The organism is Streptomyces sp. NPDC091272 (assembly GCF_044757485.1).
Taxonomy (GTDB): Bacteria; Actinomycetota; Actinomycetes; order Streptomycetales; family Streptomycetaceae; genus Streptomyces.
Genome location: NZ_JBIVVC010000002.1, coordinates 516,437 through 543,415, shown reverse-complemented (window position 1 = coordinate 543,415; position 26,979 = coordinate 516,437). Strand labels below are relative to the sequence as shown.

Sequence of the window (26,979 nt, the reverse complement as noted above, 5' to 3'; positions counted from 1 at the left end):
GAGCTGCGAGACTTGCGAGCATGAGCTTCCGCACGCCCGAAGACGCCCGCAGCCTGATCCTCGACGACGTGCGCGGTGCGCAGAAGATGCTCTCCGGGGTGGCCCGCTGCACGCCCATGGAGGGCAGCCGCCATCTGACCCACCTGGTGGGTGCGCCCGTCCACCTCAAGTGCGAGAACCTCCAGCGCACCGGCTCGTTCAAGTTGCGCGGCGCGTACATCCGGATCGCCGGGCTCTCGCCGGTGGAGCGCGCGGCCGGGGTGGTGGCCGCCAGCGCGGGCAACCACGCGCAGGGCGTGGCCCTGGCCTCCTCGCTCCTGGGTGTGCGGTCCACGGTGTTCATGCCGGTCGGCGCACCGCTGCCGAAGGTCGCGGCCACCCGCGAGTACGGCGCGGAGGTGAGGCTGCACGGTCAGGTCGTCGACGAGACGCTCGCCGCCGCGCAGGAGTACGCGCATGACACCGGGGCGGTGTTCATCCACCCCTTCGACCACCAGGACGTCATCGCGGGGCAGGGCACGGTCGGCCTGGAGATCCTGGAGCAGTGCCCGGAGGTGGGCACGATCGTCGTCGGCATCGGCGGCGGCGGGCTCGCCGCGGGCATCGCGGTCGCGGTGAAGGCGGTGCGGCCCGACGTGCGGATCGTCGGTGTGCAGGCGGAGGGAGCGGCCTGCTACCCGCCCTCGCTGGCCGCCGGGCGGCCCACCTCGCTGGTCTCGCTCCAGACGATGGCGGACGGCATCAAGGTGGGGCGCCCGGGGGACGTGCCGTTCGCCATCGTGGCGGAACTGGTGGACGAGGTACGGACGGTGAGCGAGGACGAGCTGTCGAGCGCGCTGCTGCTGTGCCTGGAGCGGGCCAAGCTGGTGGTGGAGCCCGCGGGGGCGAGCCCGGTGGCGGCGCTGCTGAGCGCCCCGGAGTCGTTCGGCGGCGGGCCGGTCGTCGCGGTGCTGTCGGGCGGCAATGTGGACCCGTTGCTGATGCAGCGCACTCTGCGGCACGGAATGGCCGCGGCCGGACGTTATCTGTCGCTGCGATTGCGGCTGACGGACCGCCCCGGGGCGCTGGCGACGCTCCTCGGGGTGCTGTCGGTGGCGGACGCCAACGTCGTCGACGTGAGCCACGCACGGACCGGCCCGAGGCTCGGACTCACCGAGGTGGAGGTGGAGTTGCAGCTGGAGACGAAGGGCCCGAAGCACTGCACCGAGGTACGGGAGGCGTTGCGGGACGCGGGTTACCTGGTGGTGTCCTGACCGTCGGGACCCCTCCCTCGCCGGACGGCTGTTCGCAGTCGTTCGCCCGCCCGGCGCCCCGCCGGCTCCGCGTGTTCGCGAGCCGCTTCGGCAAATACCTTCTCCGCGTGTGCGCGAGCCTCTATGGCAAATACCTTCTCTGGACGCGATGTATCGCGTTATGGTGTGTCTCGCGCTCGGTCCTTGCCGGTGACGGAGGACGGAAGGCGGCCGTCGGTGCTGCCCGAGGAGCGGGACAGGTCCGGCAAATCTAAAATTTCGCCTAGGAACCACCCACACACATGGGGGACCCCGTATGCCAGGCGCCATCTATGCCGAGGGGCTGGTCAAGTCCTTCGGTGACGTGAAGGCTCTGGGAGGCGTCGACCTCGACGTCCCCGAGGGCACCGTCCTCGGACTGCTCGGGCCGAACGGCGCGGGGAAGACCACCGCCGTCCGCGTCCTCACCACCCTGCTCCAGCCCGACAGCGGCAAAGCGGTCGTCGCCGGGATCGACGTGCTGAAGCACCCCAACGAAGTACGGCGCTCGATCGGTCTGTCCGGCCAGTTCGCCGCCGTCGACGAATACCTCACCGGTCGCGAGAACCTCCAGATGGTCGGCCGCCTCTACCAGATGTCCGCCAAGGCCTCGAAGGCCCGCGCGGTGGAACTCCTGGAGCGCTTCAACCTCGCCGAGGCCGCGGACCGCACGGCCAAGACGTACTCCGGTGGAATGCGCCGCCGCCTCGACCTCGCGGCGGCCCTCGTGGTCTCCCCGCCGGTGATGTTCATGGACGAACCCACCACCGGGCTCGACCCGCGCAACAGGCAGCAACTCTGGGAAGTGATCCAGGAGTTGGTTGCCGGAGGCACCACCCTCCTGCTCACCACCCAGTACCTGGAGGAGGCCGACCACCTCGCCCACGACATCTGCGTCATCGATCACGGCAAGGTCATCGCGCGCGGCACCTCGGACCAGCTGAAGGCCCGCACCGGAGGCGAGCGCATCGAGGTCGTCGTCCACGAACGCGAGCAGATTGCCACCGCCGATGAGGTACTGCGCGGCTTCGGCAAGGGCGACACCAAGGTCGAGCAGCACACCCGGAAACTGACCGTCCCGGTCACCGGCGGGGCCAAGCTCCTCGCCGAGGTCATCCGCGAACTCGACGCGCGCGGCGTGGAGATCGACGACATCGGACTGCGCCGCCCCACCCTGGACGACGTGTTCATCTCGCTGACGGGACACGCGGCCGAGGAACCGGAAGCGGGCCAGGAGGAGGTGGGCGCGAAGTGAGCACCGACACCGTGACGACGACCAGGACCCTGGCCCCCGTCGCCAAGGGCGGCGTCATGCAGTCGGTCACCGACTCGCTGACGATCGCCAAACGCAACCTCATCCGGATGCTGCGGATCCCCGAGATGATCATCTTCGGGCTGATCCAGCCGATCATGTTCGTGGTGCTGTTCACATACGTGTTCGGCGGCTCCATCAACATCCCGGGAGCACCGGCCGGCAGCGCGCAGGCCTACAAGGAATTCCTGATGGCCGGCATCTTCGCCCAGACGGTCACCTTCGCCACCGCCGGTGCGGGGGCCGGCATCGCCGACGACATGCACAAGGGCCTGATCGACCGCTTCCGGTCCCTGCCGATGGCCCGCGGCGCGGTCCTCACCGGCCGTACCCTCGCCGACCTCGTCCAGACGGCGCTCACCCTGGTGGTGCTGGCGGGTGTCGCGCTGCTGATCGGCTGGCGCACCCACGAGAACATTCTCAAGGTGCTGGCCGGCTTCGCCCTGCTGCTCCTGCTGGGGTACGCGTTCTCCTGGATCGGGGCGCTGATCGGGCTGTCGGTCCGTACCCCCGAGGCGGCCACCTCGGGCGGTCTGATCTGGCTCTTTCCGCTGACCTTCATCTCGAACGCGTTCGTGCCGGTCACGGGGATGCCGGCGTTCCTGCAGCACGTCGCGGAGTGGAATCCGTTCAGCGCGACGGTGCAGGCGGCCCGGCAACTCTTCGGCAACACGATCGAGGGAATGCCGACCTCGATCACCGGGGCCTGGCCGATGGAGCATCCGGTGTGGGCGTCCCTGATCTGGTCCGTCCTGATCATCGTGGTCTTCCGCACCCTCGCCGTCCGCAAGTACCGCTCGGCGACGGCCTGACGCCCACCGTCCGGGAGGTACCGCTCGGCGACGGCCCGGCGCCTCACCTCACCGGCGCACGCGAGAGCCCTGACGCCCCCCATCTCACCGGCGCACGCGAGAGCCCCCGCCCCCCCACCTCACCGGCGCACGCGAGAGCCCCCGGCGCACAATGGCTGCCGGGGGCTCTCGCGAAGGGGCACGTCCGATCGTCCAGGGGCGACGGCTCAGCCCTGGTAGGGAGTCGCCTCCAGGATCTTGACCATGGCCTTCTTGCCGTTCGGCAGTTCGTACTCGGCGTCCTCGCCGACCTTCTTGCCGATCACGCCGCTGCCCAGCGGGGACTGCGGCGAGTACGTCTCGATGTCGGCGCTCGGGTACTCGCGGGAGGCGAGCAGGAACGTCATCGTGTCGCTCTCGTCACCGTCGAAGGCGATCTTCACGACCATGCCGGGCGCCGCCTCGCCGCTCGCGGCCGAGGCCTCGCCGACCTTCGCCCGCTCCAGGAGCTGCTTCAGCTGGCGGATGCGGAGCTCCTGCTTGCCCTGCTCCTCCTTGGCCGCGTGGTACCCGCCGTTCTCCCGGAGGTCACCCTCCTCACGGGCCGCCGCGATCTTCGCAGTGATCTCACCGCGCGCCGGACCCGACAGGTACTCCAGCTCTTCCACGAGCTTGTTGTACGACTCCTGGGTCAGCCAGGTGACGTCGTCGCTGGTCTGGGTCACAGGTGCTCCTCGAAGTTACGGATAACAAAGCATCGCCCTACCCAGAAGGATGTGCCTCCACGGGCGGGCGAAACCACGAGCCTAACAATTCGATGCCCCCAGGGGGAGAACCAAAACCGTCAGACCTGTATCAGTGCAGGTCAGAGGGTGTAGTTAGGAGTACGCAAGGGGCGTGGGGCGGCGCGTGGGAGGTGCCGGCGGTCACTGTCCGTCAGCGGTGCAGCTCAGCAGCTCCGCGCTGGTCGCCTTCGCCGTCGTACGGATCGGATAGATCTCGTCGATCCGGCTCGTGCCCCGCTGCGTGATCGCGACGTCCTTGCGACCCACCTCGGCCCCGCTCTCGGCGATGGCACGCACCGTGCACGTCCCGGTGGCGTCGGCGTCCTTGCGGATCTCCAGGTGCACCCGCACCTCGTTCTGCGTGGAGTTCAGGTCGAACTTGATCATCTCGGCGCTGATCACCTGCTTCGAGATGTACCCGTACCCGATCCAGCCGATCACCAGGAGCAGCAGCACCCCGAGCACCGAACCGATGATCTTCAGCTTGCGGTCGGCGCGCGCGTCCGCGGACCCGCCGTACCGCCCCTCCGGGAGGCCGGGGGCGCCGGGAGCTCCGTCGCGTACCGCGTTCATGCTGTGTTCCTCCGGCATTGCAGGGGTCAGGAATATTTCCCACCCCCGATTCGGTCATCATAGAAGTCGCTTGTTGCGCCACAGACACCGAGGGCGCCCGGATCACCGAGGACCAGAATCTTGACTGAACAGCTGCGCTTGATGGCCGTGCACGCCCACCCCGACGACGAGTCGAGCAAGGGTGCGGCCACCATGGCGAAGTACGTGTCCGAGGGGGTGGACGTCCATGTCGTGACCTGCACGGGCGGGGAACGGGGCTCCATCCTCAACCCGAAGCTCCAGGGCGACAAGTACATCGAGGAGCACATCCACGAGGTCCGCGCCCGCGAGATGGACGAGGCCCGCGAGATCCTGGGCGTCAAGCAGGAGTGGCTCGGCTTCGTCGACTCCGGGCTGCCCGAGGGCGACCCGCTGCCGCCGCTGCCCGATGGCTGCTTCGCGCTGGAGGACGTCACCGAGGCGGCCGGCCGCCTGGTGAGGTCGATCCGCGCCTTCCGGCCGCAGGTCGTCACCACGTACGACGAGAACGGCGGCTACCCGCACCCCGACCACATCATGACCCACCAGATCTCCATGGTGGCCTTCGACGGAGCGGGTGACCCGGCGGCCTTCCCCGAGGAGGAGTTCGGCCCGGTCTGGCAGCCCATGAAGCTCTACTACAACCAGGGCTTCAACAAGCCGCGCACGGTCGCGCTGCACGAGGCGCTGCTGGCCCGCGGCATGGAGTCGCCGTACGGGGACTGGCTGAAGCGGTGGGAGGAGTTCAACCGCGTCGAGCGCACGCTGACCACCTTCGTGCCCTGCGGGGACTTCTTCGAGATCCGCGACAAGGCACTGCTCGCGCACGCCACGCAGATCGACCCGGACGGCGGCTGGTTCCGGATCCCGCTGGACGTCCAGCGGGAGATCTGGCCCACCGAGGAGTACGAACTGGCCAAGGCGCTCGTCCCCACGTCCCTCCCCGAGAGCGACCTCTTCGCGGGCATCCGCGACAATGCGTAGGTGAACGTTTCCCAGGCAATGACTCAGCTCGTGCCGCTCGCCGCCGACAGCTTCGACAAGAACAAGGTGACCCCGGGAATCCTGGGCTTCATCGTGTTCGCGGCGCTGGCGATCGGCGTGTGGGCGCTGATGAAGTCGATGAACCGGCACATGGGCAAGGTCTCCTTCGAGGAGGAGCCGGACCCGGACGTGGAGGTCCCGGCCCAGGCGTCGGCAGTCGGCAGGCCCAAGACCCCCGCCACCACCGAACCGACCGGCGAGGGCCCCGCCAAGAAGGCATAACAGCCCCGGCCCCCCCGGCCGGGCCGGTGCGTGGCCCCGGCCTCCGGTCGGCCCGGTACGTGGCCCTGGTACCCGGCCGGCCCGGTGCGTGGCAATGGTCCCCGCCGGCTCGGCGCGCGGCCTGGCTCCCTCCCGCCGGTACCCGCGGGTCGGCGACCCCCTGGCCGGCGGGCAGCGGACGGGTTACCTCGCTGCCCCCACCGGCACCCCCATCACCTCCCGTGAGTGCCGGTTGGGGACCATTCCCAGGCGCCAGGCCTGCCAGCCGGCGGTCAGGTCCACGCCCCTCGCGAGTACCACCCGGTACGCCTGCGCGCAGTCCGTCAGCCGGTCGTCGCGGGTCTGGTGGGTTTCCGAGAGGAGCAGGGCCAGCTCCTCCTCCGCGAGGGACGTGCCCGTGCCGGTGCCGCCCGGGTGCGCGAGGGGCAGCAGGGTGCAGCGCAGGAACCGGGCCCAGTCGCCGCCGCGCCTGTCCTCGTACGAGGAGAAGAGCGCGACCGCCTCGTCGCACAGGGACAGCGCCTGCTCCGGACGCGAATTCCCCGCGTCGACGACCACCAGCTCCAGGAGCGTCCACGCCTCACCGTGGGCCACGCCGATGCGGCGGAAGTCCTGCCGGGCGTCCATCAGCAGCTGCCGGGCGAAGCCGGAATTGCGGAGGTTGCCGGTCTGCACGGCCCGCTGGTCCCGGGTGACCCGGCCGGAGTGATGGCGGGCGCAGGCCAGCCCGTACACGTCACGCATCCGCGAGAACATCGTGCGGGCGCGTTCCAGCTCGCGGACCGCCTGGTCGTGGTCGCCGCGCTCCTCCAGGGCCTGCCCCAGGTAGTAGAGGGTCCACGCCTCACCGCGCGCGTCCTCGTTGTCGAGATGCCGGGAGAGGGCCTGCCGCAGGCCGTCGACGGCCGGGGCCGGGTCGCCCGCGACCAGCCGGGCACGGGCCAGCTGGGTGAGCGCCCAGGCCTCGCCGCGGTCGTCGCGGGTACGGCCGTACAGATCGAGAGCCGCATTCAACTCCCGCTCCGCACAGTCCACTTGATCCATGCGCAGAAAGACCTGGCCGAGCTGGAAGTGCGCCCACGCCTGCCCGTGCAGTGACTCGCTGTCACGGTGCAGGGCCAGCGCCGAGTCGAGCAGGGCGACGGCCTCGCGGAGGTTCGCCCGGTCGCGCTCCACCGCCGCCAGGGCGTGCAGGTTCCACGCCCGGTCGCCCGCCAGGGCCGCGGCGGACTGGAGGTCCAGCGCCTTGCGCAGCTTCGCCGCCGCCTCGGTGAGGTTGCCCTGGTGGTGCAGGGTGATGCCGAGAGAACCGAGCGCACGGGCGGCGCCCGCCTCGTGCTGCGCCTCGAAGTAGAGATCGACGACCGAGGACAGCGTCGTACGCGCCTTGTCGAGCTCACCGAGCTGACGGGCCGCGATCCCGGTGCGCCACTGCACAGAACGTACGAGAAGACCCTGGTCCACGGCCTGCGTCAGCTCACTGATCTCACCGAGGCGGTACAGGTCGCCACGCAGCAGGCAGTAGTCGCACAGAGCCCCCAGGAGATTGAGGACCAGCTGCGGATCCACGCCCTCCGCGTGGCGCAGGGCCGCCGTGATGAACGACGACTCGTCGTCCAGCCAGCGCAGCGCCGCGTCCAGCGAGGTGAAGCCGTGCGGGCCGAACCGGTCCGCACGGGTGGAGTTCTTGCCGTCGACGAGGCGGATCACCGAGTCGGCGAGCTCGCCGTAGTTCTGGATGAGACGCTCCTGCGCGGCCGTCCGCTCGGCCGGCGCCTCCTCGTCGAGGAGCCGGGCGTACGAGAAGGAACGCACCAGGTCGTGCAGCCGGTAACGGCTGCCGCCGACGTGGTCGATCAGCCCCGCCTGCGCGAGCTCGGACAACCGCCGCCGGGCCTCCTGCTCGTCGGTGGCGAGCAGGGCCGCCGCCGCCGCGCCACCGAGACTGGCCCGCCCCGCGAGGGAGAGCCTGCGCAACAGTCGCCGGCCCTGCTCCGACTGGTCCGCGTAGCGCAGCGAGAGCGCCCGCTCGACCGGGTGCAGCGGCCCGTACGCCCCGAGGTCCGCGGCCAGGGTGCGCAGGGTGCGCGGACCGAGCGAGGACCCCGCCACACGCAGGGCGAGCGGCAGCCCACCGCACAACTCCCTTGCGAGATCCGCCGATTCTCCGTCGTACAGGGCGTCATCGGCGCCGGCGACGGCCCGCAGCAGCTCGTCGGCGCCCGCCCCGTCGAGCGGTTCCACCGGCAGCTGGTGCACCCACGCGGGGGTGTCGGCGGGCAGTTCGAGCGGGGTGCGCGAGGTGACCAGCACCAGGCTGTCCGAGCGCTCCGGAACGAGGGTGCGCACCTGCGCGGGATCCGTGGCGTCCTCCAGGACGACGGTCACCGGAAGACCGGTCAGGTGCTGGTGGTACAGCTCGGTGAGCCGCTTCAACTGCTGTTCCTGGGTGGCGCGTTCGGAGTGCTGCTCGCGGAAGAGGAGCTGCTCACGCGGGGCGCCGAGCCGGTTCAGCAGATGCAGCAGTGCATCGCGCGTCGAGATGGCCACCTCCGTCTTGCCCGGCGCGCCGCCACGCAGGTCGACCACGCACGCGCCCCGGAACTGGTCCTTGAGCCCGTGCGTCGCCCGCAGTGCGAGCGTGGAACGCCCCGAGCCCGGTTCGCCGTGCAGCACGACAACCGTCGGCCGGGTCTGCGTACTCGCCCGCGCCGCGTGCACCCACCGTGCGATCTGTGCCATCTCGGCCCGACGACCCGCGAACGGCCCCTCCGCCTGGCGCAGTTGTGCGAACGAATGCTCCAGTACCGTCCTGCGCCGCGCACCCGCACTGCGGTTCCCGCCCCGCAACGGCACCGGCGCGGACACCGGCTTCTGCGCCGCCTTGGGCGCGTGCGACCTGGTCGCGGCCGCCACCATCCGCTGCCGGTCCAGATACGGCCGCACGCCCCGTACCTCCAGCGCGCTCAGCCACTGGAGCTTCAACTGCTCCGGGCCGCCGGGCTGCCCCAGCGCCCCGGCCCGCCGGTGCGCGGCGGGCCAGTGCCCCGCGGTCACCTTGGCGACGGTCGCGGTGGCCCCGGCGACGGCCACGACAGCCCCGGCGGCGAACGCGGTCCCCGAGGCCGTGCCCAGCGCCAGGTCGGCGACGAACGCGGCGAGCGCGGCGACGGCCGTCACGAGCACGGGGGTGCCGACACTGGTCCTGCTGAACCGTTCCGCCAGGGGCTGGTGCCCGGCACCCGCCCTGTCGAGCGCGGACACGTAAGCGGCGTACTCCTCGGCGGCGGGCGCCACCAGCTCGTCCAGCACCGCCCCCGCCCGCGCCAGCAGCAACCGCCCGTCGGCCCGCCCCCCGGACCGCCGCACCTCTTCCTCGACGGCCCGCGCCAACACCCGCTCGGCATCCGCCCGGTGGCTCTCCCTCATCTGTGCGTCCCCCTCCGCAGCAAGTCCCGGACGCGGCAGGGACGCCACGGCCCCGCCGAAGACGCCCGGACGCGACAAGTGTCCTGCTTGACGGGGCAGGACGCGAGGGAGCCAGGGGTTGAGGGCCAATGCCGCCGACGTCGTGCAGGATGGCAGGTATGCCGAATCGCCTGGCCCAAGAGACGTCCCCCTATCTCCTTCAGCACGCCGACAACCCGGTCGACTGGTGGCCCTGGTCGGCCGAGGCCTTCGAGGAGGCGCGGCGGCGGGGGGTGCCGGTGCTTTTGAGTGTGGGATACAGCAGTTGCCACTGGTGCCATGTGATGGCAGGCGAATCCTTCGAGGACGGTGCGACGGCCGCCCTCGTGAACGAGCACTTCGTGGCCGTCAAGGTGGACCGTGAGGAGCGGCCCGACGTCGACGCCGTCTACATGGAGGCCGTGCAGGCGGCGACCGGGCAGGGGGGCTGGCCGATGACCGTGTTCCTGACGCCCGATGCCGAGCCCTTCTACTTCGGTACGTACTTCCCGCCGCAGCCCAGGCACGGGATGCCGTCGTTCTCACAGGTGCTGGACGGGGTGCGGGCCGCGTGGACGGACCGGCGGGCGGAGGTTGACGAGGTCGCGGGGAAGATCGTGCGGGACCTGGGCGAGCGCTCGCTGGCGTTCGGGGCGTCCGGGATGCCGGGTGAGGAGGACCTCGCGACGGCGCTGCTCGGGCTGACCCGGGAGTACGACGCACGGCACGGCGGGTTCGGCGGGGCGCCGAAGTTCCCGCCGTCGATGGTGCTGGAGTTCCTGCTGCGGCACGCGGCGCGTACCGGGTCCGAGGGCGCGCTGCAGATGGCGTCCGACTCCTGCGAGGCGATGGCGCGCGGCGGTATCTACGACCAACTGGGCGGCGGCTTCGCGCGGTACTCGGTGGACCGCGAGTGGGTGGTGCCGCACTTCGAGAAGATGCTCTACGACAACGCGCTGCTGTGCCGGGTGTACGCACACCTGTGGCGGGCCACCGGGTCGGACCTGGCGCGCCGGGTCGCGCTGGAGACCGCCGACTTCCTCGTGTCGGAACTGCGCACCGGCGAGGGCGGCTTCGCGTCGGCCCTGGACGCGGACAGCGACGACGGGTCCGGACGGCACGTCGAGGGCGCGTACTACGTCTGGACGCCCGAGCAGCTGCGCGAGGTGCTGGGCGAATCCGACGGTCTGCTCGCGGCTGCGTACTTCGGGGTGAGTGCGGAAGGCACCTTCGAGGAGGGTGCCTCGGTGCTCCAACTCCCGCAAGGCGAGGGCGTGGTGGCCGACGCCGGGCAGATCGACGGGATCCGGGCCAGGCTGCTCGCGGCGCGTGCCGAGCGCCCGGCGCCGGGCCGGGACGACAAGGTGGTCGCCTCCTGGAACGGCCTCGCGATCGCCGCCCTGGCGGAGGTGGGTGCGTACTTCGAGCGTCCCGATCTGGTCGAGCGGGCGACGGAGGCCGCGGATCTGCTGGTCCGCGTGCACATGGACGACTCCGCGCGCCTCCTGCGTACCTCCAAGGACGGAGTGGCGGGTGCCCACGCGGGTGTGCTGGAGGACTACGCGAACGTCGCGGAGGGCTTCCTGGCGCTGGCGTCCGTGACGGGTGAGGGGGCCTGGCTCGACTTCGCCGGGTTCCTGCTCGACCACGTGCTGATGCGGTTCGTGGGGGAGGGCGGCTCGCTGTACGACACGGCGCACGACGCGGAGAAGCTGATCCGCAGGCCGCAGGATCCCACCGACAACGCGACGCCCTCGGGCTGGACGGCGGCGGCGGGTGCGCTGCTGTCGTACGCGGCGCACACCGGTTCGCCGGCGCACCGGGAGGCGGCCGAGGGTGCGCTGGGCGTGGTCAAGGCGCTGGGTTCGCGCGCGCCGCGCTTCATCGGCTGGGGACTCGCGGTGGCCGAGGCCGCGCTGGACGGGCCGCGGGAGGTGGCGGTGGTCGGGGACCCGGCGTCCCCGGAGGCGCGGGCGCTGCGGCGGACGGCGCTGCTGGGGACGGCGCCGGGGCTGGTGGTGGCGTTCGGCACGGCGGGCAGTGACGAGTTCCCCCTGCTGGCGGACCGGCCGGGGTCGGGGGCGTACGTCTGCCGCCGGTTCGTGTGCGCGGCCCCTACGCAGGACGCGGAGGTGCTGGCGGAGCAGGTGGGTGCGGTACGGGGCCGGGCGGACGGCTGACGGCCGACTGCTGACGGCGGACAGCCGGCGCCTGGCGGCTGACGTCGTGGGCGGGGCGGTCCCGACCCCGCCTCGTCTCATTCGGTCCCGAGGTCCAGGCCCCCCTCGAAGGTCCGCAGCATGCGGTCGATGAGGTCCACCAGGTCGTCCCGCTGTCCTCGTTCGACCCAGTACAGCGTCGTTTCCAGTACTGCGGCGAGCAGGCCGGTCGCGAAGATCCGGACCTCCAGTTCTCCGGCGTCCCGGCCGGTGCGCTCGGCGATCACCCGGCCGAGCATCCGGCTGGTCGCGCTCACGCTCTCCACCATGCGGGCCCGTACCGCGGGCACCTCCAGCATCAGCCGGGTGCGCAGCAGCACCTCGTCCGGTTGTTCGTCGAGCGAGCGGCGCAGGGCCGCCGTCACCACGGCCCGTACGGATTCCAGCAGCGGCTCGCCGGGCGGGCGGGAGCGCAGGGCGCCCTCCATCACCGGGTCGTACTCGTCGGTGAGGACGATGTCCTCCTTCACCGGGAAGTAACGGATCACCGTGCTCGGCGAGACCTCTGCCTCCGCCGCGATCTGATCGACCGTCGTGGCGTCCCAGCCTTGGGCGGAGACCAGCCGGAAGGTGGCCCGGCGGATTTCGAGCCGGGTCCTGATTTTCTTACGTTCGCGCAGGCCGGGGCGGGTGTCCGGGGTGCTGGGGGAGGTGCGGGGCGCGGCCATGGCGCCATTGTCGGACATCTTCGCGGACCTTTGACGGCGGATTGACGGCCGCTCGGTTGTCAGTGCGGCATGTCACGATGTGTTGTGGGTAGACGAACAGTCCGTGATATGCGACTGATGTGCGAAGTGACGGCGGGAGGGGGAGGCATGAGAAGACTGGTGAACGTGCTGACCGCGCTGGTGGCGGTCCTGTGCGTGCTGGCGTTCCTGGCCCTGGGGGCGGTCGCGGTGCTCGCGTTGGTGCTGCTCGTCGTCGGCGTGCTCGCGTGGCAGGTGGCCGCGGCGTCGCGGCCCAGGGCGCCGCGCGCGGGCGCGCGCTCCCGCCGGGCGGGGGCGGCTGCCCCGCACGACACGGCGTCAGGCCGAATAGGCCACCAGCGAGATGGCGGCGTAGTGCGCCGCGAAGGCCGCGAGGGTGAGGGAATGGAAGACCTCGTGGAAGCCGAACCACCGCGGTGACGGGTTGGGGCGCTTGAGGCCGTAGATCACGCCGCCCGCGCTGTAGAGCAGTCCTCCGACCACCACCAGGACGAGCACCGCGACGCCGCCGGCCCGCATGAAGTCGGGCAGGAAGAAGACCGCGGCCCAGCCCATCGCGATGTAGCAGGGGGTGTACAGCCAGCGCGGGGCGCCGACCCAGAAGACCCGGAAGGCGATGCCCGCTCCGGCCGCCGCCCAGATCGCCCAGAGCAGCGTGGTGCCGGTCGACTCGGGGAGCAGCAGCATCGTGAGCGGGGTGTAGGTGCCCGCGATGATCAGGAAGATGTTGGCGTGGTCGAGCCGGCGCAGCACGGCTTCGCCGCGCGGGCCCCAGGTGCCCCGGTGGTAGACGGCGCTGACGCCGAAGAGCATGCACGCGGTGGCGACGAAGACGGCGCACGCGACCCGGGCCTCGGCGGTGTCGGCCAGGGCGATCAGCACGATGCCCGCGATCAGGACCGCGGGGAACATACCGGCGTGCAGCCAGCCGCGCAGCCTCGGCTTGACCGGGGGCGGGTCGATCTCGGTGACCTGGGCGGGCACGGCGTGAGACGTCATGCCCCGAATGCTACCTACGGTTGCGTAGGTTCTGGCGCGGTACCGGGGTCGCCTTCGTCACGGCTCCCCTCCCGGATGGGCCGACCGGACCGAGTGGCGATGCTCACGTGTGCGGCCCTCTGGACATATGGGCGGAACACCCCGATGATCAAATGAGTGCGGTCGGCACCGGATGAGCGCCAGAGGGTCAGTTTCAAGGTCATGTGAAGCATCCGGGTCGCAGCCCCCACGGGGCAACAAACCACAAAACCCCTCAACAAGGAGCAATCGTGGCGCGCGACATCGCGGCTCCCACCACCGTCCCGACCAACCACCAGGAGCTCATCTCCTGGGTGGACGAGATCGCTGCCCTCACCGAGCCCGACCGGATCGTCTGGTGCGACGGTTCCGAGGCCGAGTACGAGCGGCTCTGCGCGGAGCTCGTCGCCAAGGGCACGTTCAAGAAGCTCGACGAGGTCAAGCGCCCGAACTCGTACTACGCCGCCTCCGACCCCTCCGATGTCGCCCGGGTGGAGGACCGCACCTTCATCTGCTCCGAGAAGGAGGAGGACGCGGGCCCGACGAACCACTGGAAGGCGCCCGCCGAGATGCGGGAGCTGTTCCAGGGCAAGGAGGGCGTAGACGGCATCTTCCGCGGTTCGATGCGCGGCCGCACGATGTACGTCGTCCCGTTCTGCATGGGCCCGGTCGGCTCCCCGCTGTCCGCGATCGGTGTCGAGATCACCGACTCGGCGTACGTCGCCGTCTCGATGCGCACGATGACCCGCATGGGCCGGGCAGTCCTGGACGAGCTGGGTGCGGACGGGTTCTTCGTGAAGGCGGTGCACACCCTGGGCGCCCCCCTCCAGGAGGGTGAGGCCGACGTCGCGTGGCCGTGCAACCCCACGAAGTACATCTCGCACTTCCCCGAGGACCGCGAGATCTGGTCCTACGGCTCGGGTTACGGCGGCAACGCCCTGCTCGGCAAGAAGTGCTACGCGCTGCGTATCGCCTCCGTCATGGCCCGCGACGAGGGCTGGCTCGCCGAGCACATGCTGATCCTCAAACTGACGCCTCCGCAGGGGGAGTCGAAGTACGTGGCCGCGGCGTTCCCGTCGGCCTGCGGCAAGACCAATCTCGCGATGCTGGAGCCCACGATCTCCGGCTGGAGCGTGGAGACCATCGGTGACGACATCGCCTGGATGCGGTTCGCCGAGGACGGCCAGCTCTACGCGATCAACCCGGAGGCCGGTTTCTTCGGCGTCGCGCCCGGTACCGGCGAGCACACCAACGCCAACGCCATGAAGACCATGTGGGGCAACTCGGTCTTCACCAACGTCGCCCTCACCGACGACAACGACGTCTGGTGGGAGGGCATGACCGAGGAGGCCCCGGCCCACCTCACGGACTGGAAGGGCAACGACTGGACGCCGGAGTCCACCACCCCGGCCGCCCACCCGAACGCCCGCTTCACCGTCCCGGCCGGCCAGTGCCCGATCATCGCGCCCGAGTGGGAGGACCCCAAGGGCGTGCCGATCTCGGCGATCCTCTTCGGTGGCCGCCGCGCGACCGCGGTCCCGCTGGTCACCGAGTCCTTCAACTGGCAGCACGGCGTCTTCCTCGGGGCCAACGTTGCCTCCGAGAAGACCGCCGCCGCCGAGGGCAAGGTCGGCGAGCTGCGCCGGGACCCGTTCGCCATGCTGCCGTTCTGCGGCTACAACATGGGCGACTACATGGGCCACTGGGTGAAGGTGGGCGCCGACAAGCCCGACCAGTCGAAGCTCCCGAAGATCTACTACGTGAACTGGTTCCGCAAGAACGACGCGGGCAAGTTCGTCTGGCCCGGCTTCGGCGAGAACAGCCGGGTCCTGAAGTGGATCGTCGAGCGCCTGGAGGGCAAGGCGGACGGCGTCGAGACGCCGATTGGCATCCTGCCGACCAAGGAGGCCCTCGACACGGACGGACTGGACCTCTCCGCGTCCGACCTCGACTTCCTTCTCACCGTGGACAAGGAGGTGTGGAGGGAGGAGGCCGCGCTGGTCCCCGAGCACCTCAACACCTTCGGTGACCACGCGCCGAAGGAGCTGTGGGACGAGTACCGGGCGCTGGTCGCGCGGCTCGGCTAACACGTCCCGCGCCACCAGCGTGCTGGAGCACGTCCCGCACCACCAGACGTGCCGGAGCCGGCCTGTTCCCCGGTTCCGGCCTGCCTCACGCCTCTCCCTGCGGGTGCACGAACACCCGTGGGGGAGCGCGTGGGGGCCGCTGCCTGACCGTCATGACACCGCCCTGACCTGTGGGTTCACCGGTGAGCGCAGCGGAAATCGGCCCCCGGAGCCCCCTCACGGCTCCGGGGGCCGACGCGTTCCTCGGCCCGATTGGGTGGCGCCCGGTCCGCGGCCTGCACGGCCGCGGACCGGGGCCGATCAGAGGCTGACCGGTCCGACCGGTTCAGCGGCGGCCGCCGCGGTGTGCGCGTCCATGCGCTCGGCGGCGAGGATCGCGGCCGCGGTGTCCGCGCGCGAGGCGGCGACCACCAGGGCGCGGCCCGCGAGGGCGTGGGCGCGACGGTGCAGCGCGGCCGGGCTCTCGCGACGGTGTCCCGCGTGCCGGGCGGGCGGCGCGCCGCGCAACCGCGCGACCTGTACCGCGATGCGGTCGGCCGCGGTGTCGAGCCCGAGCTCGTCGGTGACCGCGAGCAGCGCGGACAGATGTCCGGCGAGCTGGATGTCCAGCTCCTCCTCGCGTGAGCGGTGCGGGTAGCGCGGGTCGGCTTCGGAGCCGGCCATGGAGTGGACCGACTTGGTGCGGATCGGTTCGTACATGACGGATGGCCTCCTGGCGGATGGAGTCAGGAGACCATCCTAGCTTGGATTAAGTCTAAAGTTGACCCGCATACAGCCAGAGCTCGGGCGCCGCCCGCCGCGCGCGCTCAGTGCTGCCCGTAACCGTCCAGGAAGTTGCCGATCCGCGTCACCGCGTCCGCCAGGTCCTCCGTGGCGGGCAGGGTCACGATGCGGAAGTGGTCCGGCTCGGGCCAGTTGAAGCCCGTACCGTGCACGATCATGATCTTCTCGGCCCGCAGCAGGTCGAGGACCATCTGCCGGTCGTCCTTGATCTTGTAGACGTCCGGGTCGAGCCGCGGGAAGAGGTACAGCGCGCCCTTCGGCTTCACGCAGGTCACCCCGGGGATCTGGGTGAGCAGGTCGTACGCCGTGTTGCGCTGTTCCAGGATCCGCCCGCCCGGCAGGACGAGGTCGTCGATGGACTGCCGGCCGCCGAGCGCGGTGGCCACCGCGTGCTGCGAGGGCATGTTGGCGCAGAGCCGCATGTTGGCGAGGATGGTGAGCCCCTCGATGTACGAGGAGGCGTGCGCCTTCGGTCCGCACACGGCCATCCAGCCGCTCCGGTACCCGGCCACCCGGTAGTTCTTCGACAGCCCGTTGAAGGTGAGGACCATCAGGTCGGGGGCGATCGCGGCGGTCGAGGTGTGCGTGGCGCCGTCGTAGAGGATCCGGTCGTAGATCTCGTCCGAGCAGACGATCAGGTTGTGCCTGCGGGCGATCTCGGTCAGCGCGCGCAGCATCTCGTCGTCGTACACGGCGCCCGTGGGATTGTTCGGGTTGATGATCACCATGGCCTTGGTGCGGTCGGTGATCTGGCGCTCGATGTCCGCGAGGTCGGGCATCCAGTCGGCCTGCTCGTCGCACCGGTAGTGCACGGCGGTGCCGCCCGCGAGCGAGACGGACGCGGTCCACAGCGGGTAGTCGGGGGCCGGGACGAGCACCTCGTCCCCGTCGTCGAGCAGCGCCTGCATCGACATCTGGATCAGCTCGGAGGCGCCGTTGCCAAGGTAAACGTCCTCGACGTCGAGGTCGATGCCCTTGGTCTGGTAGTGCTGCATCACCGCACGCCGCGCGGACAGCAGCCCCTTCGCGTCCCCGTAGCCGTGCGCGGTGCCGAGGTTGCGGAGCATGTCCTCCAGGATCTCGGGCGGGCACTCGAACCCGAAGGCCGCCGGGTTCCCGGTGTTCAGCTTGAGAATGCGGTGCCCTGCCGCCTCCAGCCGCATCGCCTCCTCAAGCACCGGTCCCCGGATTTCGTAACAGACGTTTGCGAGCTTCGTTGACTGGATCACCTGCATGACGGCGAGCTTACGGCCGGGTTACGCGGCGCGCGCGTGATTACGCCCCGGCCGTCCGCGCGAGTACGCGAGAGCCCCGCACCGCGTCTTCCATCGCAAAGCGCACACCCGCCGGGGCCCGCCCAAACGCAAGGCGGGCCCGCCCCGCGGTTAAGAAACCGCCGGGCGGGCCCTGCCCCTGGTGTCGTACGTCACTTAGCCCTGCCGGGGGGTGCGCCGCACCGCCCGGCCCGCCAGCACGTCCGTGCGACGGCCGTCCGCCATGACGAACTTTCCGTCGATGAGGACGTACGGGATGCCGGTCGGCAGGGTGCGCGGGGCCTCGAAGGTGGACCCGGCCGCGACCGTCTCGGGGTCGAAGAGCACCAGGTCGGCGCGGTAGCCCTCGCGGACCAGACCGCGGTCGGGCAGCCGGAGCCTGGCGGCGGCGCGCGAGGTCAGGTGGGCCACCGTCTCCTCCAGGGACAGCACGCCCAACTCCCTCGCGTAGTGACCGAGGTAGTGCGGGAAGGTGCCGTACGCGCGCGGGTGCGGCTTGTAGCCCTGGAGGATGCCGTCGCTGCCCCCGGTGTGCACGCGGTGGCGCATGATCTCGCGGACGTTCTCCTCGTGGCCGACGTGCTGGAGGATCGTCGAGCCGAGCCGGTCGTTGATCAGCAGCCGTCGGGCGGTCGTCCACGGGCTCTCGCCGCGCGCGAGGGCGGACGCGGCGACGGTCTTGCCGACGCAGCCCGCGAGACCGGGGTCGGAGACACCCGAGATCTCGATGGAGTCCCACTCGATCGGCACGCCGTGGCAGCCGTCCGCGCCGATCACCTCCATGTGGTGGCGGATCTTCTCGGCGGTCCCGTCGTCCTGGAGGCGGGCCATGATCGCGTCCGGGCCGCCCTCGCTCGCCCAGCTCGGCAGCATCGCGACGAGGGTGGTGCAGCCGGGGGTGTAGGGGTACGTGTCGAGGCTGATGTCGGCGCCGTCGTCGAGCGCCTTGTCCAGCAGGGCGACCAGGTCGGGCGCCTTGCCCTTGTTCACGCCGAAGTTCATGGTGGCGTGCGCCAGGTGCAGCGCGCACCCGGCGGTGCGGGTGAGGTCGACCATCTCCTCGTACGCGGCGAGCGCCCCCGCGCCGTACGAGCGGTGGTGCGGGCAGTAGTAGCCGTCGTAGCGGGCGACCACCCGGCACAGCTCGGTCAGTTCGGCGTCGTCGGCGTACATGCCGGGCGTGTAGGTCAGCCCCGACGACATGCCGACGGCGCCCTGCTCCATGCCCTCGGCGACCAACCGCCGCATGTGGTCGAGCTGTTCGGGGGTGGCCGGCCTGTCGTCCCAGCCGACCGCGTGCATCCGGACGGTGCCCTGCGGGATCAGGTACGCGGCGTTGACCGCGATGCCCTGCCCGCCGAAGTTGCGGTCGAGCCGGTCCAGGTACTCGCCGACCGTGCGCCAGTCGAAGTCGATGTCCGAGCCGTCGCCGTTCCACCCGGTGATCGCGGTGCGGACCGCGGCCAGGGTGGGCTCGTCCACCGGGGCGTAACTGAGCCCGTCCTGGCCGAGCACTTCGAGGGTGACGCCCTGCGCGGCCTTCGCCGAGTGGTCGGGGTCGCGCAGCAGCGCGAGGTCGGAGTGGGCGTGCATGTCGATGAAGCCGGGGGACAGGGCGAGCCCGTCGGCGTCCAGCACCTGGGCGGCGCCCGGGCGTTCACCGGAGCCCTCCGGGCTGATGGTGGTGATGCGGCCGTCGGTGACGGCGACGTCGGCGCGGTAGGAGGCGGCGCCCGAGCCGTCGACGACCTGGGCGCCGCGTATGACGAGATCCATGGCGAGCGGGCCCTTCTGGGAGAACGTACGGGAGGACATGGGGGAGACCGCGGCCCTTCTAGAAGAACGTGCGCACGAAGTCGACCGCCGTGCCGTCCGCGTCCACGACCGGGATCAGCTGCCACTTGTCGAAGATGGTGCAGGGGTGCGAGAGACCGAGACCGACCCAGTCGCCGACTTCGAGGCGCACGCCGTCCTCGGTGCTGACCCAGCTGTGCTGGTCCGAGAGGCCGGTGACCGCGATGCCGTCCGCAGGGCGCACCTTGCCGTCGCGCGCCGAGCGGACGACCTGGGCCTCGGGCAGGTGCAGGTCGTACGCCGCGTCGCGCTTGCCCGCGTTGAGGAAGGCCTGCGTCGGCGTCGGCCGGGACACCACCTGCGCCCACAGCCGGAACGCGGGCTGCAACTCGCCTTCCTCCGGTACGCGGTTGAAGGGGGTGAGCTCCTTGTAGTGGCCGTCGTCGTGCGAGACGTACGCGCCCGAACGCAGCAGCTTCAGCACCGGCCTGGACAACTCCGGTACCTCGGCGAAGACATCGGCGACCGCGTCGAACCAGGCGCTGCCGCCCGCGCTCAGCACGATCTCGTCGAGGTCGGCGGCGAACCGGCCCGCCTCGTCGAACTCGCCCGCCAGCGCCACCAGTCGGCGCAGCCACGCCCGTACCCGCTCGCCGTCGGCCTGCGGCACCTCGCCCTCGTACCCGGCGACACCCACCAGCCGCAGGGTGGCCGTGGCGGCCACCGCGTCGGCGACGGCCGCGCAGTCGGACTCCGTACGCGCACCGGTGCGGGCGCCCTCGCCGGCGCCCAGTTCGACGACGACGTCGAGCGGACGGGAGGCGCCCGCCGCGCGCAGGGCCTCGTCCATCAGCTCGACGCCGCGCACCGAGTCGACGTAGCAGAGCAGGCGGAAGTCGGGGTCGGCGTCCAGTTCGCCCGCGATCCAGCGCAGCGCGGCGGCGTCGACGATCTCGTTGGCGACGAAGATCCGCTGGATGCCGTACGCCCGGTAGACCCGCGCCTGGTGCGGGACGGCCGCGGTGATGCCCCATGCGCCGCGCTCCAGCTGACGGGCGAACAGCTGCGGGGACATGGAGGTCTTGCCGTGCGGGGCGAAGGCCAGGCCGTGCCGCTCGGCGTAGGTCTCCAGAAGGGCCAGGTTGTGGTCGAGGGACTCGGCGGACAGGGCCAGCAGCGGGGTGGTGAAGCCGCCGTCGAAGATGCCGCGGCGCTCGGCCGCCAGGTCGCCGACGGTGAGCCCGGCGGCCTCCGCGTCCGGCGGGAGGGCCTTGAAGCGGTGGGTGACCAGCTCGTCGCCGAGCTCCCGCACCCGCTCGCGGCCGAGCTGCGACAAGGGCTGTCCGCCGGGACCGCCGACAGCCTTCCCGCCGGGACCGCCGACAGCCTTCCCGCCGGGGCCGCCGACAGCCTTCCCGCCGGGCTCCGGCAGTGCCTTCCCGCCGGGCTCCAGCAGCGCCTTGCCGCCGGGCTGCGACAGCGGCTCCCCGCCGGACCGTCGAGCCGTCTCCCCGCCTGGCTGCGGCAGTGGCTCCCCGCCGGGACCGCCGACAGCCTTCCCGCCGGGCTCCGGCAGTGCCTCCCCGCCGGGCACGCGCGCCGCCTCCCCGCCGGGTCGGCGCGCCGGTTCCTGCGCGGGCTGCTGCGCCCCGGGTGTTCCCTGCTCGGCTCCCATGGCGGGTTCCTCCCTCCGGATCGTTGCAAATATTGCAACGCCCATTGCGTATATCGCTCACCGATGTCTAACATCCGAGCCGTGTCCGCACAACAGCCAGGTACAGGTACCCCGACCGCCCACGGCGAAGGTGACGCCCGCATCGAATCCGGTGCCGACGTCGTCTGCCTCGGTGAGTCCATGGTCACCTTCCTCCCCTCCCGCCCGGGACGTCTCGCCGACGTGCCGTCCTTCCGCCGCACCATCGGCGGCGCCGAGTCCAACGTGGCCTGCGCGCTCGCCCTGGCCGGGCACCGGGCGAAGTGGGTCAGCCGGGTCGGCGACGACGGCTTCGGCACCCACCTGCTGGACGCGATCGGCGCGTACGGCGTCGACGTGGCCGACGTCACCCGTGACCCGCACCGCCGCACCGGCATCTACTTCCGCACCGCCGACGACCGGGACGACGCCACCCACGAGGTGGCCTACTACCGGGCGGGCTCCGCCGCCTCCGCGATGTCCCCCGCCACCGTCCCGCCGAGCTCCCTGTACGCGACCCGCATCCTGCACCTGTCGGGCATCACCGCCGCCCTGTCCGCGGACTGCCTGGACCTGATGCGCACGCTCTGCACCCCCGCGGCCGGCCGCCCGCTGCTCTCCTTCGACGTCAACCACCGCCCCAGCCTGTGGACCTCCGGCGCGACGGGCGCCCGCGTCCTGCTGGACCTGGCCCGCGGCGCGGACCTGGTCTTCGTCGGCGAGGACGAGGCCGAGGCGGCTTGGGGCGTACGGGGCGGGGTGCACGCGGTCCGCGAGGCCCTGCCGGAGCCGGCCGTCCTGGTCGTCAAGCAGGGTGCGGCAGGCGCGACCGTCTTCGCGGACGGTGGCGTCCACCACGTCCCCGCGCCGCGCGTCGACGTCGTGGCCCCGGTCGGGGCGGGCGACGCCTTCGCCGCCGGATTCCTCTCGGCGACCCTGCGCGGACTCGACGTACCCCTGCGGCTGCGGCACGGCCACCTGACCGCGGCTGCCGCGCTCACCGTGCCGGGCGACGTGGCGGCGGTGCCCGCCGAGGGACTGGCTGACGAGTTGGCGGCTCTCGACGCGGACGCCTGGGAGAGACTTCGTCTGAGCCCCGGGTGGACCGAGACAGGGCCGCAGCAGGAGGTACGCACATGAGTCAGACGGTGGACAGGGCGCTGAGCATCCTTCCCCTCCTCGCACAGGGGCCCGCCGACCTCGGCCAGGTCGCCGAGCGTCTCGGCGTCCACAAGTCGACGGCCCTGCGGCTGCTGCGCACCCTGCACGAGCACGGCCTCGTGCACCGCCAGCAGGACCAGCGCTACCGGCTCGGCGCCCGCCTCTTCGCCCTCGCCCAGGAAGCCGTCGAGAACCTCGACGTGCGCGACGTCGCGCACCCCTACCTCAAGGAACTCAACGCCGAGTGCGGACACACCGTCCACCTCGCCGTCCGCGAGGAGAACGAGGTCCTCTACATCGACAAGGTGGAGAGCCGCTACCCGGTCCGGATGTACTCGCGGATCGGCAAGCCCGTCGCGATCACCGTCGCCGCGGTCGCCAAGCTCCTGCTCGCCGACCTGCCGGACGGCGAGCGGCGGGCGATCGCGGAGAAGCTCGAATACCCCCAGTACACCTCCCGCTCCACCCCCAACCCCGCGGCCTTCCTCAAGGAACTGGCGCAGGTGCGGGAGCAGGGCTGGGCCACCGACCTCGGTGGCCACGAGGAATCCATCAACTGCGTCGGCGCGCCGATCAGGGGCGCGGACGGCAAGGTCGTCGCCGCGATGTCGGTGTCCGCACCGAACGTCGTCGTCACCCGGGAGGAACTTCTCACCCTCCTCCCGCAGGTGCGCCGCACGGCGGAGGCGATCAGCCGCGAGTACTCCGGTACGGGCGGCATCCCCAGTACCCCGAACACCCCACACGCAAAGGCAAGTTCATGACCGACAAGCTCCTGAAGACCGCGATCACCCCGGCCACCCACACCGCCCCGCCCGCGAAGTTCTCGCACGGCGTGCGCAAGGGCAACCTGCTCCAGGTGGCCGGTCAGGTCGGCTTCCTCCCGGCCGTCGACGGCCAGGCCCCGACCCCCGCGGGCCCGACCCTGCGCGAGCAGACCCTCCAGACCTTCGCCAACGTCAAGGCGATCCTCGAAGAGGGCGGCGCGAGCTGGGACGACGTCATGATGATGCGTGTCTACCTCACGGACGTGGACCACTTCGCCGAGATGAACGCGATCTACAACGAGTACTTCGCCGACCTCAAGGAAGCCCCGTCGGCCCGCACCACGGTCTACGTCGGCCTCCCCGCCGGCCTCCTCATCGAAATCGACGCCCTCGCAGTCCTGGGCTGACCGGCTGACCGCCTGACCGGCTGACCGGCTGACTGGCTGAGCCGATCGTCGGAGGTGCGTGTGCCCGTGCGGCTGCATCGTGGCCACCCGCGCAGTTCCCCGCGCCCCTGACCCCCCTCCCCCCAGCTCCCTCGGGCAGCGGGGCCGCCCACCCCTCCCTCCTCCCCAGCCTCCTTGGGCAGCGGGGCCGCCCCCCGGGGGCGGAACGGGTGGGCAAGGGGGCGGCCCCCACGCAGGCCCGCCCCCTGCCGACCGCCCCACTACACGCCACCCCCTTGCCGTCCTGCGGGGAAGCACCCCCCTGCCGCCCCACGGGGAAGCACCACCCCCATGCCGCCCGGTGGGGAAGCCCCAGTGCCTCCCCCCACCGGGAAGCCCCCCTGCCCCCACGGGGAACACCGTCGTCCCCCGGACCGCCCGGAGTTGACCGCACATGCAGCTCGCAGCACCTCTCCTCCAGATACCGCAAGCCGCGCTCGCCGCCGCCGACCCCCCTGCGACCCCGCACACCGGCGGTCTCCTCACCCTGATCGGCGGGACGCCCGGCCTCCTCACGGTCGCCGTCCTCGGCATCGCCCTGCTCCTCCTCCTGATCATCAAGGTCAGGCTCCAGCCCTTCGTGGCGCTGCTCGCGGTGTCCATCGCCGTCGGCCTCGGCGCCGGGCTCTCGGTCACCGAACTGTTCGGCACCGTCCAGAAGTCCGCGATCCCGTCGGTGATCGAAACCGGCATGGGCGGCATCCTCGGCCACGTCGCGATCATCATCGGCCTCGGCACGATGCTCGGCGCGATACTCGAAGTCAGCGGTGGCGCCCAGGTCCTGGCCTCCCGCCTGCTGAACCTCTTCGGTGAGAAGCGCGCCCCGCTCGCGATGGGTCTGACCGGCCTGATCTTCGGCATCCCGGTCTTCTTCGACGTCGGCATCTTCGTCCTCGCGCCGATCGTCTACGCGGCGGCCAAGCGCAGCGGCAAGTCCGTACTGCTGTACGCGATGCCGCTGCTCGCCGGCCTCTCCATGACGCACGCGTTCCTGCCCCCGCACCCGGGCCCGGTCGCCGCGGCGGGACTCTTCAAGGTCTCCCTCGGCTGGGTCATCGTGATGGGCCTCGCCGTCGGCATCCCGGCCGTGCTCGCCGCCTGGGTGTACGCGGCCTGGATCGGCAAGCGCATCTTCGTACCCGTACCGCAGGACATGGTGGAGGCGGCCGAGGAGGCCAAGGCCGCGGTCGTGGCCGAGCAGCAGGCGGCCGGCGTCGAGCCCCGCGAGGACCCGGTGCCGCTCGGTACCGTCCTCGCCATCATCGGCACGCCGCTCATCTTGATCCTCTGCGCCACCTTCTCCTCCATCGCACTGGACGAGTCCACCCTCCGCTCGGTGATCGAGTTCTTCGGCAACCCCTTCGTCGCCCTGACGATCGCGCTGCTCCTGGCGTACTACCTGCTCGGCATCCGCCGCGGCTGGTCGCGCAAGTCCCTCGAAGCGGTATCGACGTCCTCGCTCAAGCCGGTCGGCAACATCCTGCTGGTGGTCGGCGCGGGCGGCATCTTCGGCGCGGTACTCAAGGGCAGCGGCATCGCGGACGCCCTCGCGGACGCCTTCAACAACGTCGGCCTGCCGGTCATCCTGCTCGCCTGGCTGATCTCGGTGGTCCTGCGCGTGGCGCAGGGCTCGGCGACGGTCGCGATCGTCACCACCGCGGGCATCGTCCTGCCGCTGGTCGACGGCCAGGACATGTCGCAGGCGCACCTCGCGCTGATCATCATGGCGATCTCGGCGGGCTCGATCTTCGCCTCGCACGTCAACGACGGCGGCTTCTGGATGGTCGCCAAGTACTTCGGCATCTCGGAACGCGACACGCTGAAGTCCTGGACGGTCCTGGAGACGGTCCTCTCGGTGGCCGGCTTCGCGGTGGCGGCACTGCTGAGCCTGGTCGTCTAGGGACAAGCCCGGTTCGTCACGGGGCCGCCCCCCAGGCGCCCCGTGACAAACCCCGCCGCGCCCCCCGCGTCCTCCCGCCCCTCCCCGGCCCGTAACGCTGCGATCCGGAGACGATCCTGCCCGCCCCCTTGCGCCGCCCGCACCGCCCCCGCTTTGGTGATCCGGATCATCAGGGGGACGAGCAGGAAGCAGGGAAGCACCATGTCGGACAGCGCGCAGGGCAGCAACGGCAGTGGCGGGGTGACCCCGGAGTTGTCGGAAACCGGTATGCGCAAGGCCAGTTGGAAGTACGTCGGCCCGGGAATCGTGGTGGCGGCCACCGGCGTGGGCGCCGGTGACCTGGTCGCGACGCTGATCGCGGGAAGTCAGTTCGGCTACACCCTCCTCTGGGCGGCGGTCATCGGCTGCCTCGTCAAGATCTCGCTCGCCGAGGCGACCGGCCGCTGGCACCTGGCCACCGGAAAGACCCTCTTCGAGGGCTGGCGCAGCCTCGGCCAGTGGACGACGCTCTACTTCGCGGTCTACGTGGTCGTCTGGGGCTTCGTGTACGGCGCGACCGCCATGTCCTCCTCGGCGCTGCCGATCGTCGCGCTCTTCCCGGACGGCCCGAGCATCAAGTTCTGGGCGATCCTCTGCGGCCTGCTCGGCCTCGCCTTCGTCTGGTTCAACCGGTACGCCGTGTTCGAGAAGTTCATGACGGTGGTCATCGGCCTGAAGTTCCTGGTCGTCGTGTACGTCGCGATCCGGGTGGCCCCCGACCTCGGCAACGCCGTCAAGGGCCTGGTCCCGACCCTCCCGGACGGCTCGCTGTTCTACACGCTCGGCCTGGTCGGCGGCGTCGGCGGCACCATCACCATGGCCGCGTACGGCTACTGGGTGAACTCCAAGGGTTGGACGAACGCCAGCTGGATGAAGGTGATGCGGCTCGACAACCGCGTCGCGTACATCACCACCGGCGTCTTCGTCGTCGCGATGCTGATCATCGGTGCGGAGCTGCTGCACTCGTCGGGCATCGCGCTCGGCAAGGGCGACAAGGGCCTGATCGACCTGGGCGGTGTGCTGGAGGACAAGTTCGGCGTCGTCACCGCGAAGCTGTTCCTGATCGGCTTCTTCGCCACCTCGTTCGGCGCGCTGGTCGGTGTGTGGCACGGGGTGAGCCTGATGTTCGCGGACTTCGTGGAGCGCTTCCAGCGCGAGCGCAGGACGGGGCAGCCGGTGGTCGGGATGGTCGAGGAGGTCGCGGCGGGCAAGCGGGAGAAGTCGCTGCCGTTCCGCGCGTACCTGCTCTGGCTGACGTTCCCGCCGATGGCGCTGCTCTGGCTGGACCAGCCGTTCGGCCTGGTCGTGGTCTACGGGGTGCTGGGCGCGTTCTTCATGCCGTTCCTGGCCCTGACCCTGGTGTGGCTGCTCAACTCCTCGCGCACCCCGGCCGAATGGCGCAACGGCTGGCTGAGCAACCTGATGCTGGCACTGGGCGGACTGCTGTTCGTGGTGCTGTGCGTGAAGCAGGTCGTCGAGCTGTTCTAGTGGTACGAGGCGGGGGCCGGGGTCGGGGTCTGGGCCGGGGCCGGGCCCGGAGCCGGGGGGGGGGGGGGCCCCCGGCCGCCCCCCCCCCCCCCCGCCCCCCCCCCCCCCCCCCCCCCCCCCCCCCCCCCCCCCCCCCCCCCC

The 26,979-nt window shown here is 71.2% G+C and carries 21 protein-coding genes; 12 read left to right on the top strand and 9 right to left on the bottom strand.

What is annotated here, in order from left to right; genetic code table 11:
* The first annotated feature begins 20 nt into the window (after nucleotides 1-20).
* The 3 genes from ilvA to ACIQM4_RS07210 all read left to right on the top strand — a co-directional run bounded on the left by ilvA (nucleotide 21) and on the right by ACIQM4_RS07210 (nucleotide 3,395).
* Nucleotides 21-1,253 carry a threonine ammonia-lyase gene (gene ilvA / locus ACIQM4_RS07220; protein WP_401587199.1) on the top strand — a complete coding sequence of 411 codons (1,233 nt, stop codon included), beginning with the start codon at nucleotides 21-23 and terminating at the stop codon, nucleotides 1,251-1,253.
* A 295-nt stretch (nucleotides 1,254-1,548) separates the two neighbouring features.
* Nucleotides 1,549-2,526 (top strand): ATP-binding cassette domain-containing protein, encoded by a 978-nt coding sequence (locus ACIQM4_RS07215; RefSeq protein WP_401587197.1) that lies wholly within the window; start codon nucleotides 1,549-1,551, stop codon nucleotides 2,524-2,526.
* Nucleotides 2,527-2,582: 56 nt separating this feature from the next.
* A complete protein-coding gene (locus ACIQM4_RS07210; protein ID WP_401588184.1) occupies nucleotides 2,583-3,395 on the top strand; it encodes an ABC transporter permease in 813 nt (270 codons plus the stop codon).
* Nucleotides 3,396-3,601: 206 nt separating this feature from the next.
* Here the strand turns inward: ACIQM4_RS07210 and greA are convergent, their stop codons facing one another.
* Together greA and ACIQM4_RS07200 are read right to left on the bottom strand one after the other, a co-directional pair.
* Complete coding sequence (greA, locus tag ACIQM4_RS07205; protein ID WP_401587194.1) at nucleotides 3,602-4,099, bottom strand: transcription elongation factor GreA; 498 nt, start codon at nucleotides 4,097-4,099, stop codon at nucleotides 3,602-3,604.
* A gap of 201 nt (nucleotides 4,100-4,300) precedes the next feature.
* Complete coding sequence (locus ACIQM4_RS07200; RefSeq protein ID WP_401587191.1) at nucleotides 4,301-4,732, bottom strand: DUF4307 domain-containing protein; 432 nt, start codon at nucleotides 4,730-4,732, stop codon at nucleotides 4,301-4,303.
* Nucleotides 4,733-4,852: 120 nt separating this feature from the next.
* Here ACIQM4_RS07200 and mca point away from each other — a divergent pair, with 120 nt between their 5' ends.
* Both mca and ACIQM4_RS07190 read left to right on the top strand, forming a co-directional pair.
* Nucleotides 4,853-5,734, top strand: a complete 882-nt coding sequence (mca, locus tag ACIQM4_RS07195) for a mycothiol conjugate amidase Mca (protein WP_401587188.1) — start codon at nucleotides 4,853-4,855, stop codon at nucleotides 5,732-5,734.
* Nucleotides 5,735-5,752: 18 nt separating this feature from the next.
* On the top strand, nucleotides 5,753-6,016 hold the full coding sequence (locus tag ACIQM4_RS07190) for a hypothetical protein (protein WP_401588181.1): 264 nt from the start codon (nucleotides 5,753-5,755) through the stop codon (nucleotides 6,014-6,016).
* Nucleotides 6,017-6,199: 183 nt separating this feature from the next.
* Here ACIQM4_RS07190 and ACIQM4_RS07185 read toward each other — a convergent pair whose 3' ends face one another.
* Nucleotides 6,200-9,445, bottom strand: a complete 3,246-nt coding sequence (locus ACIQM4_RS07185) for a tetratricopeptide repeat protein (protein WP_401587185.1) — start codon at nucleotides 9,443-9,445, stop codon at nucleotides 6,200-6,202.
* A 158-nt stretch (nucleotides 9,446-9,603) separates the two neighbouring features.
* Here ACIQM4_RS07185 and ACIQM4_RS07180 point away from each other — a divergent pair, with 158 nt between their 5' ends.
* Nucleotides 9,604-11,643, top strand: coding sequence for a thioredoxin domain-containing protein (locus ACIQM4_RS07180; protein WP_401587182.1), 2,040 nt, complete (start codon nucleotides 9,604-9,606; stop codon nucleotides 11,641-11,643).
* Between the two features lie 77 nt (nucleotides 11,644-11,720).
* Here the strand turns inward: ACIQM4_RS07180 and ACIQM4_RS07175 are convergent, their stop codons facing one another.
* On the bottom strand, nucleotides 11,721-12,368 hold the full coding sequence (locus ACIQM4_RS07175) for a TetR family transcriptional regulator (RefSeq protein WP_401587180.1): 648 nt from the start codon (nucleotides 12,366-12,368) through the stop codon (nucleotides 11,721-11,723).
* A 339-nt stretch (nucleotides 12,369-12,707) separates the two neighbouring features.
* On the bottom strand, nucleotides 12,708-13,388 hold the full coding sequence (locus tag ACIQM4_RS07170; protein ID WP_401587178.1) for a hemolysin III family protein: 681 nt from the start codon (nucleotides 13,386-13,388) through the stop codon (nucleotides 12,708-12,710).
* Nucleotides 13,389-13,657: 269 nt separating this feature from the next.
* Between ACIQM4_RS07170 and ACIQM4_RS07165 the strand changes: the two genes are divergently transcribed.
* Nucleotides 13,658-15,493: a phosphoenolpyruvate carboxykinase (GTP) gene (locus tag ACIQM4_RS07165; RefSeq protein ID WP_401587175.1), complete on the top strand. Its 1,836-nt coding sequence runs from the start codon at nucleotides 13,658-13,660 to the stop codon at nucleotides 15,491-15,493.
* 300 nt (nucleotides 15,494-15,793) lie between these two features.
* Here ACIQM4_RS07165 and ACIQM4_RS07160 read toward each other — a convergent pair whose 3' ends face one another.
* From ACIQM4_RS07160 to ACIQM4_RS07145, 4 genes are all read right to left on the bottom strand, one after another.
* Nucleotides 15,794-16,192 carry a hypothetical protein gene (locus tag ACIQM4_RS07160; protein WP_401587173.1) on the bottom strand — a complete coding sequence of 133 codons (399 nt, stop codon included), beginning with the start codon at nucleotides 16,190-16,192 and terminating at the stop codon, nucleotides 15,794-15,796.
* A gap of 107 nt (nucleotides 16,193-16,299) precedes the next feature.
* Nucleotides 16,300-17,511 (bottom strand): pyridoxal phosphate-dependent aminotransferase, encoded by a 1,212-nt coding sequence (locus ACIQM4_RS07155; protein ID WP_401587170.1) that lies wholly within the window; start codon nucleotides 17,509-17,511, stop codon nucleotides 16,300-16,302.
* Between the two features lie 195 nt (nucleotides 17,512-17,706).
* Nucleotides 17,707-19,326, bottom strand: a complete 1,620-nt coding sequence (locus tag ACIQM4_RS07150) for an amidohydrolase family protein (RefSeq protein WP_401588178.1) — start codon at nucleotides 19,324-19,326, stop codon at nucleotides 17,707-17,709.
* Between the two features lie 58 nt (nucleotides 19,327-19,384).
* A complete protein-coding gene (locus ACIQM4_RS07145; RefSeq protein ID WP_401588176.1) occupies nucleotides 19,385-20,680 on the bottom strand; it encodes an alanine racemase in 1,296 nt (431 codons plus the stop codon).
* Nucleotides 20,681-21,082: 402 nt separating this feature from the next.
* Here ACIQM4_RS07145 and ACIQM4_RS07140 point away from each other — a divergent pair, with 402 nt between their 5' ends.
* From ACIQM4_RS07140 to ACIQM4_RS07120, 5 genes are all read left to right on the top strand, one after another.
* Complete coding sequence (locus ACIQM4_RS07140; RefSeq protein WP_401587168.1) at nucleotides 21,083-22,177, top strand: sugar kinase; 1,095 nt, start codon at nucleotides 21,083-21,085, stop codon at nucleotides 22,175-22,177.
* Nucleotides 22,174-22,962 carry an IclR family transcriptional regulator gene (locus ACIQM4_RS07135; RefSeq protein ID WP_401587165.1) on the top strand — a complete coding sequence of 263 codons (789 nt, stop codon included), beginning with the start codon at nucleotides 22,174-22,176 and terminating at the stop codon, nucleotides 22,960-22,962. The genes ACIQM4_RS07140 and ACIQM4_RS07135 overlap by 4 nt, the downstream gene beginning before the upstream one ends.
* Nucleotides 22,959-23,372, top strand: coding sequence for a RidA family protein (locus ACIQM4_RS07130; protein ID WP_401587162.1), 414 nt, complete (start codon nucleotides 22,959-22,961; stop codon nucleotides 23,370-23,372). Before ACIQM4_RS07135 ends, ACIQM4_RS07130 begins: the two co-directional genes overlap by 4 nt.
* A gap of 433 nt (nucleotides 23,373-23,805) precedes the next feature.
* Nucleotides 23,806-25,311 (top strand): GntP family permease, encoded by a 1,506-nt coding sequence (locus tag ACIQM4_RS07125; protein WP_401587159.1) that lies wholly within the window; start codon nucleotides 23,806-23,808, stop codon nucleotides 25,309-25,311.
* A 267-nt stretch (nucleotides 25,312-25,578) separates the two neighbouring features.
* The gene (locus ACIQM4_RS07120) at nucleotides 25,579-26,838 is read left to right on the top strand and encodes an Nramp family divalent metal transporter (RefSeq protein WP_401588173.1); all 1,260 of its coding nucleotides are present in this window, start codon (nucleotides 25,579-25,581) and stop codon (nucleotides 26,836-26,838) included.
* Nucleotides 26,839-26,979: the final 141 nt, after the last annotated feature.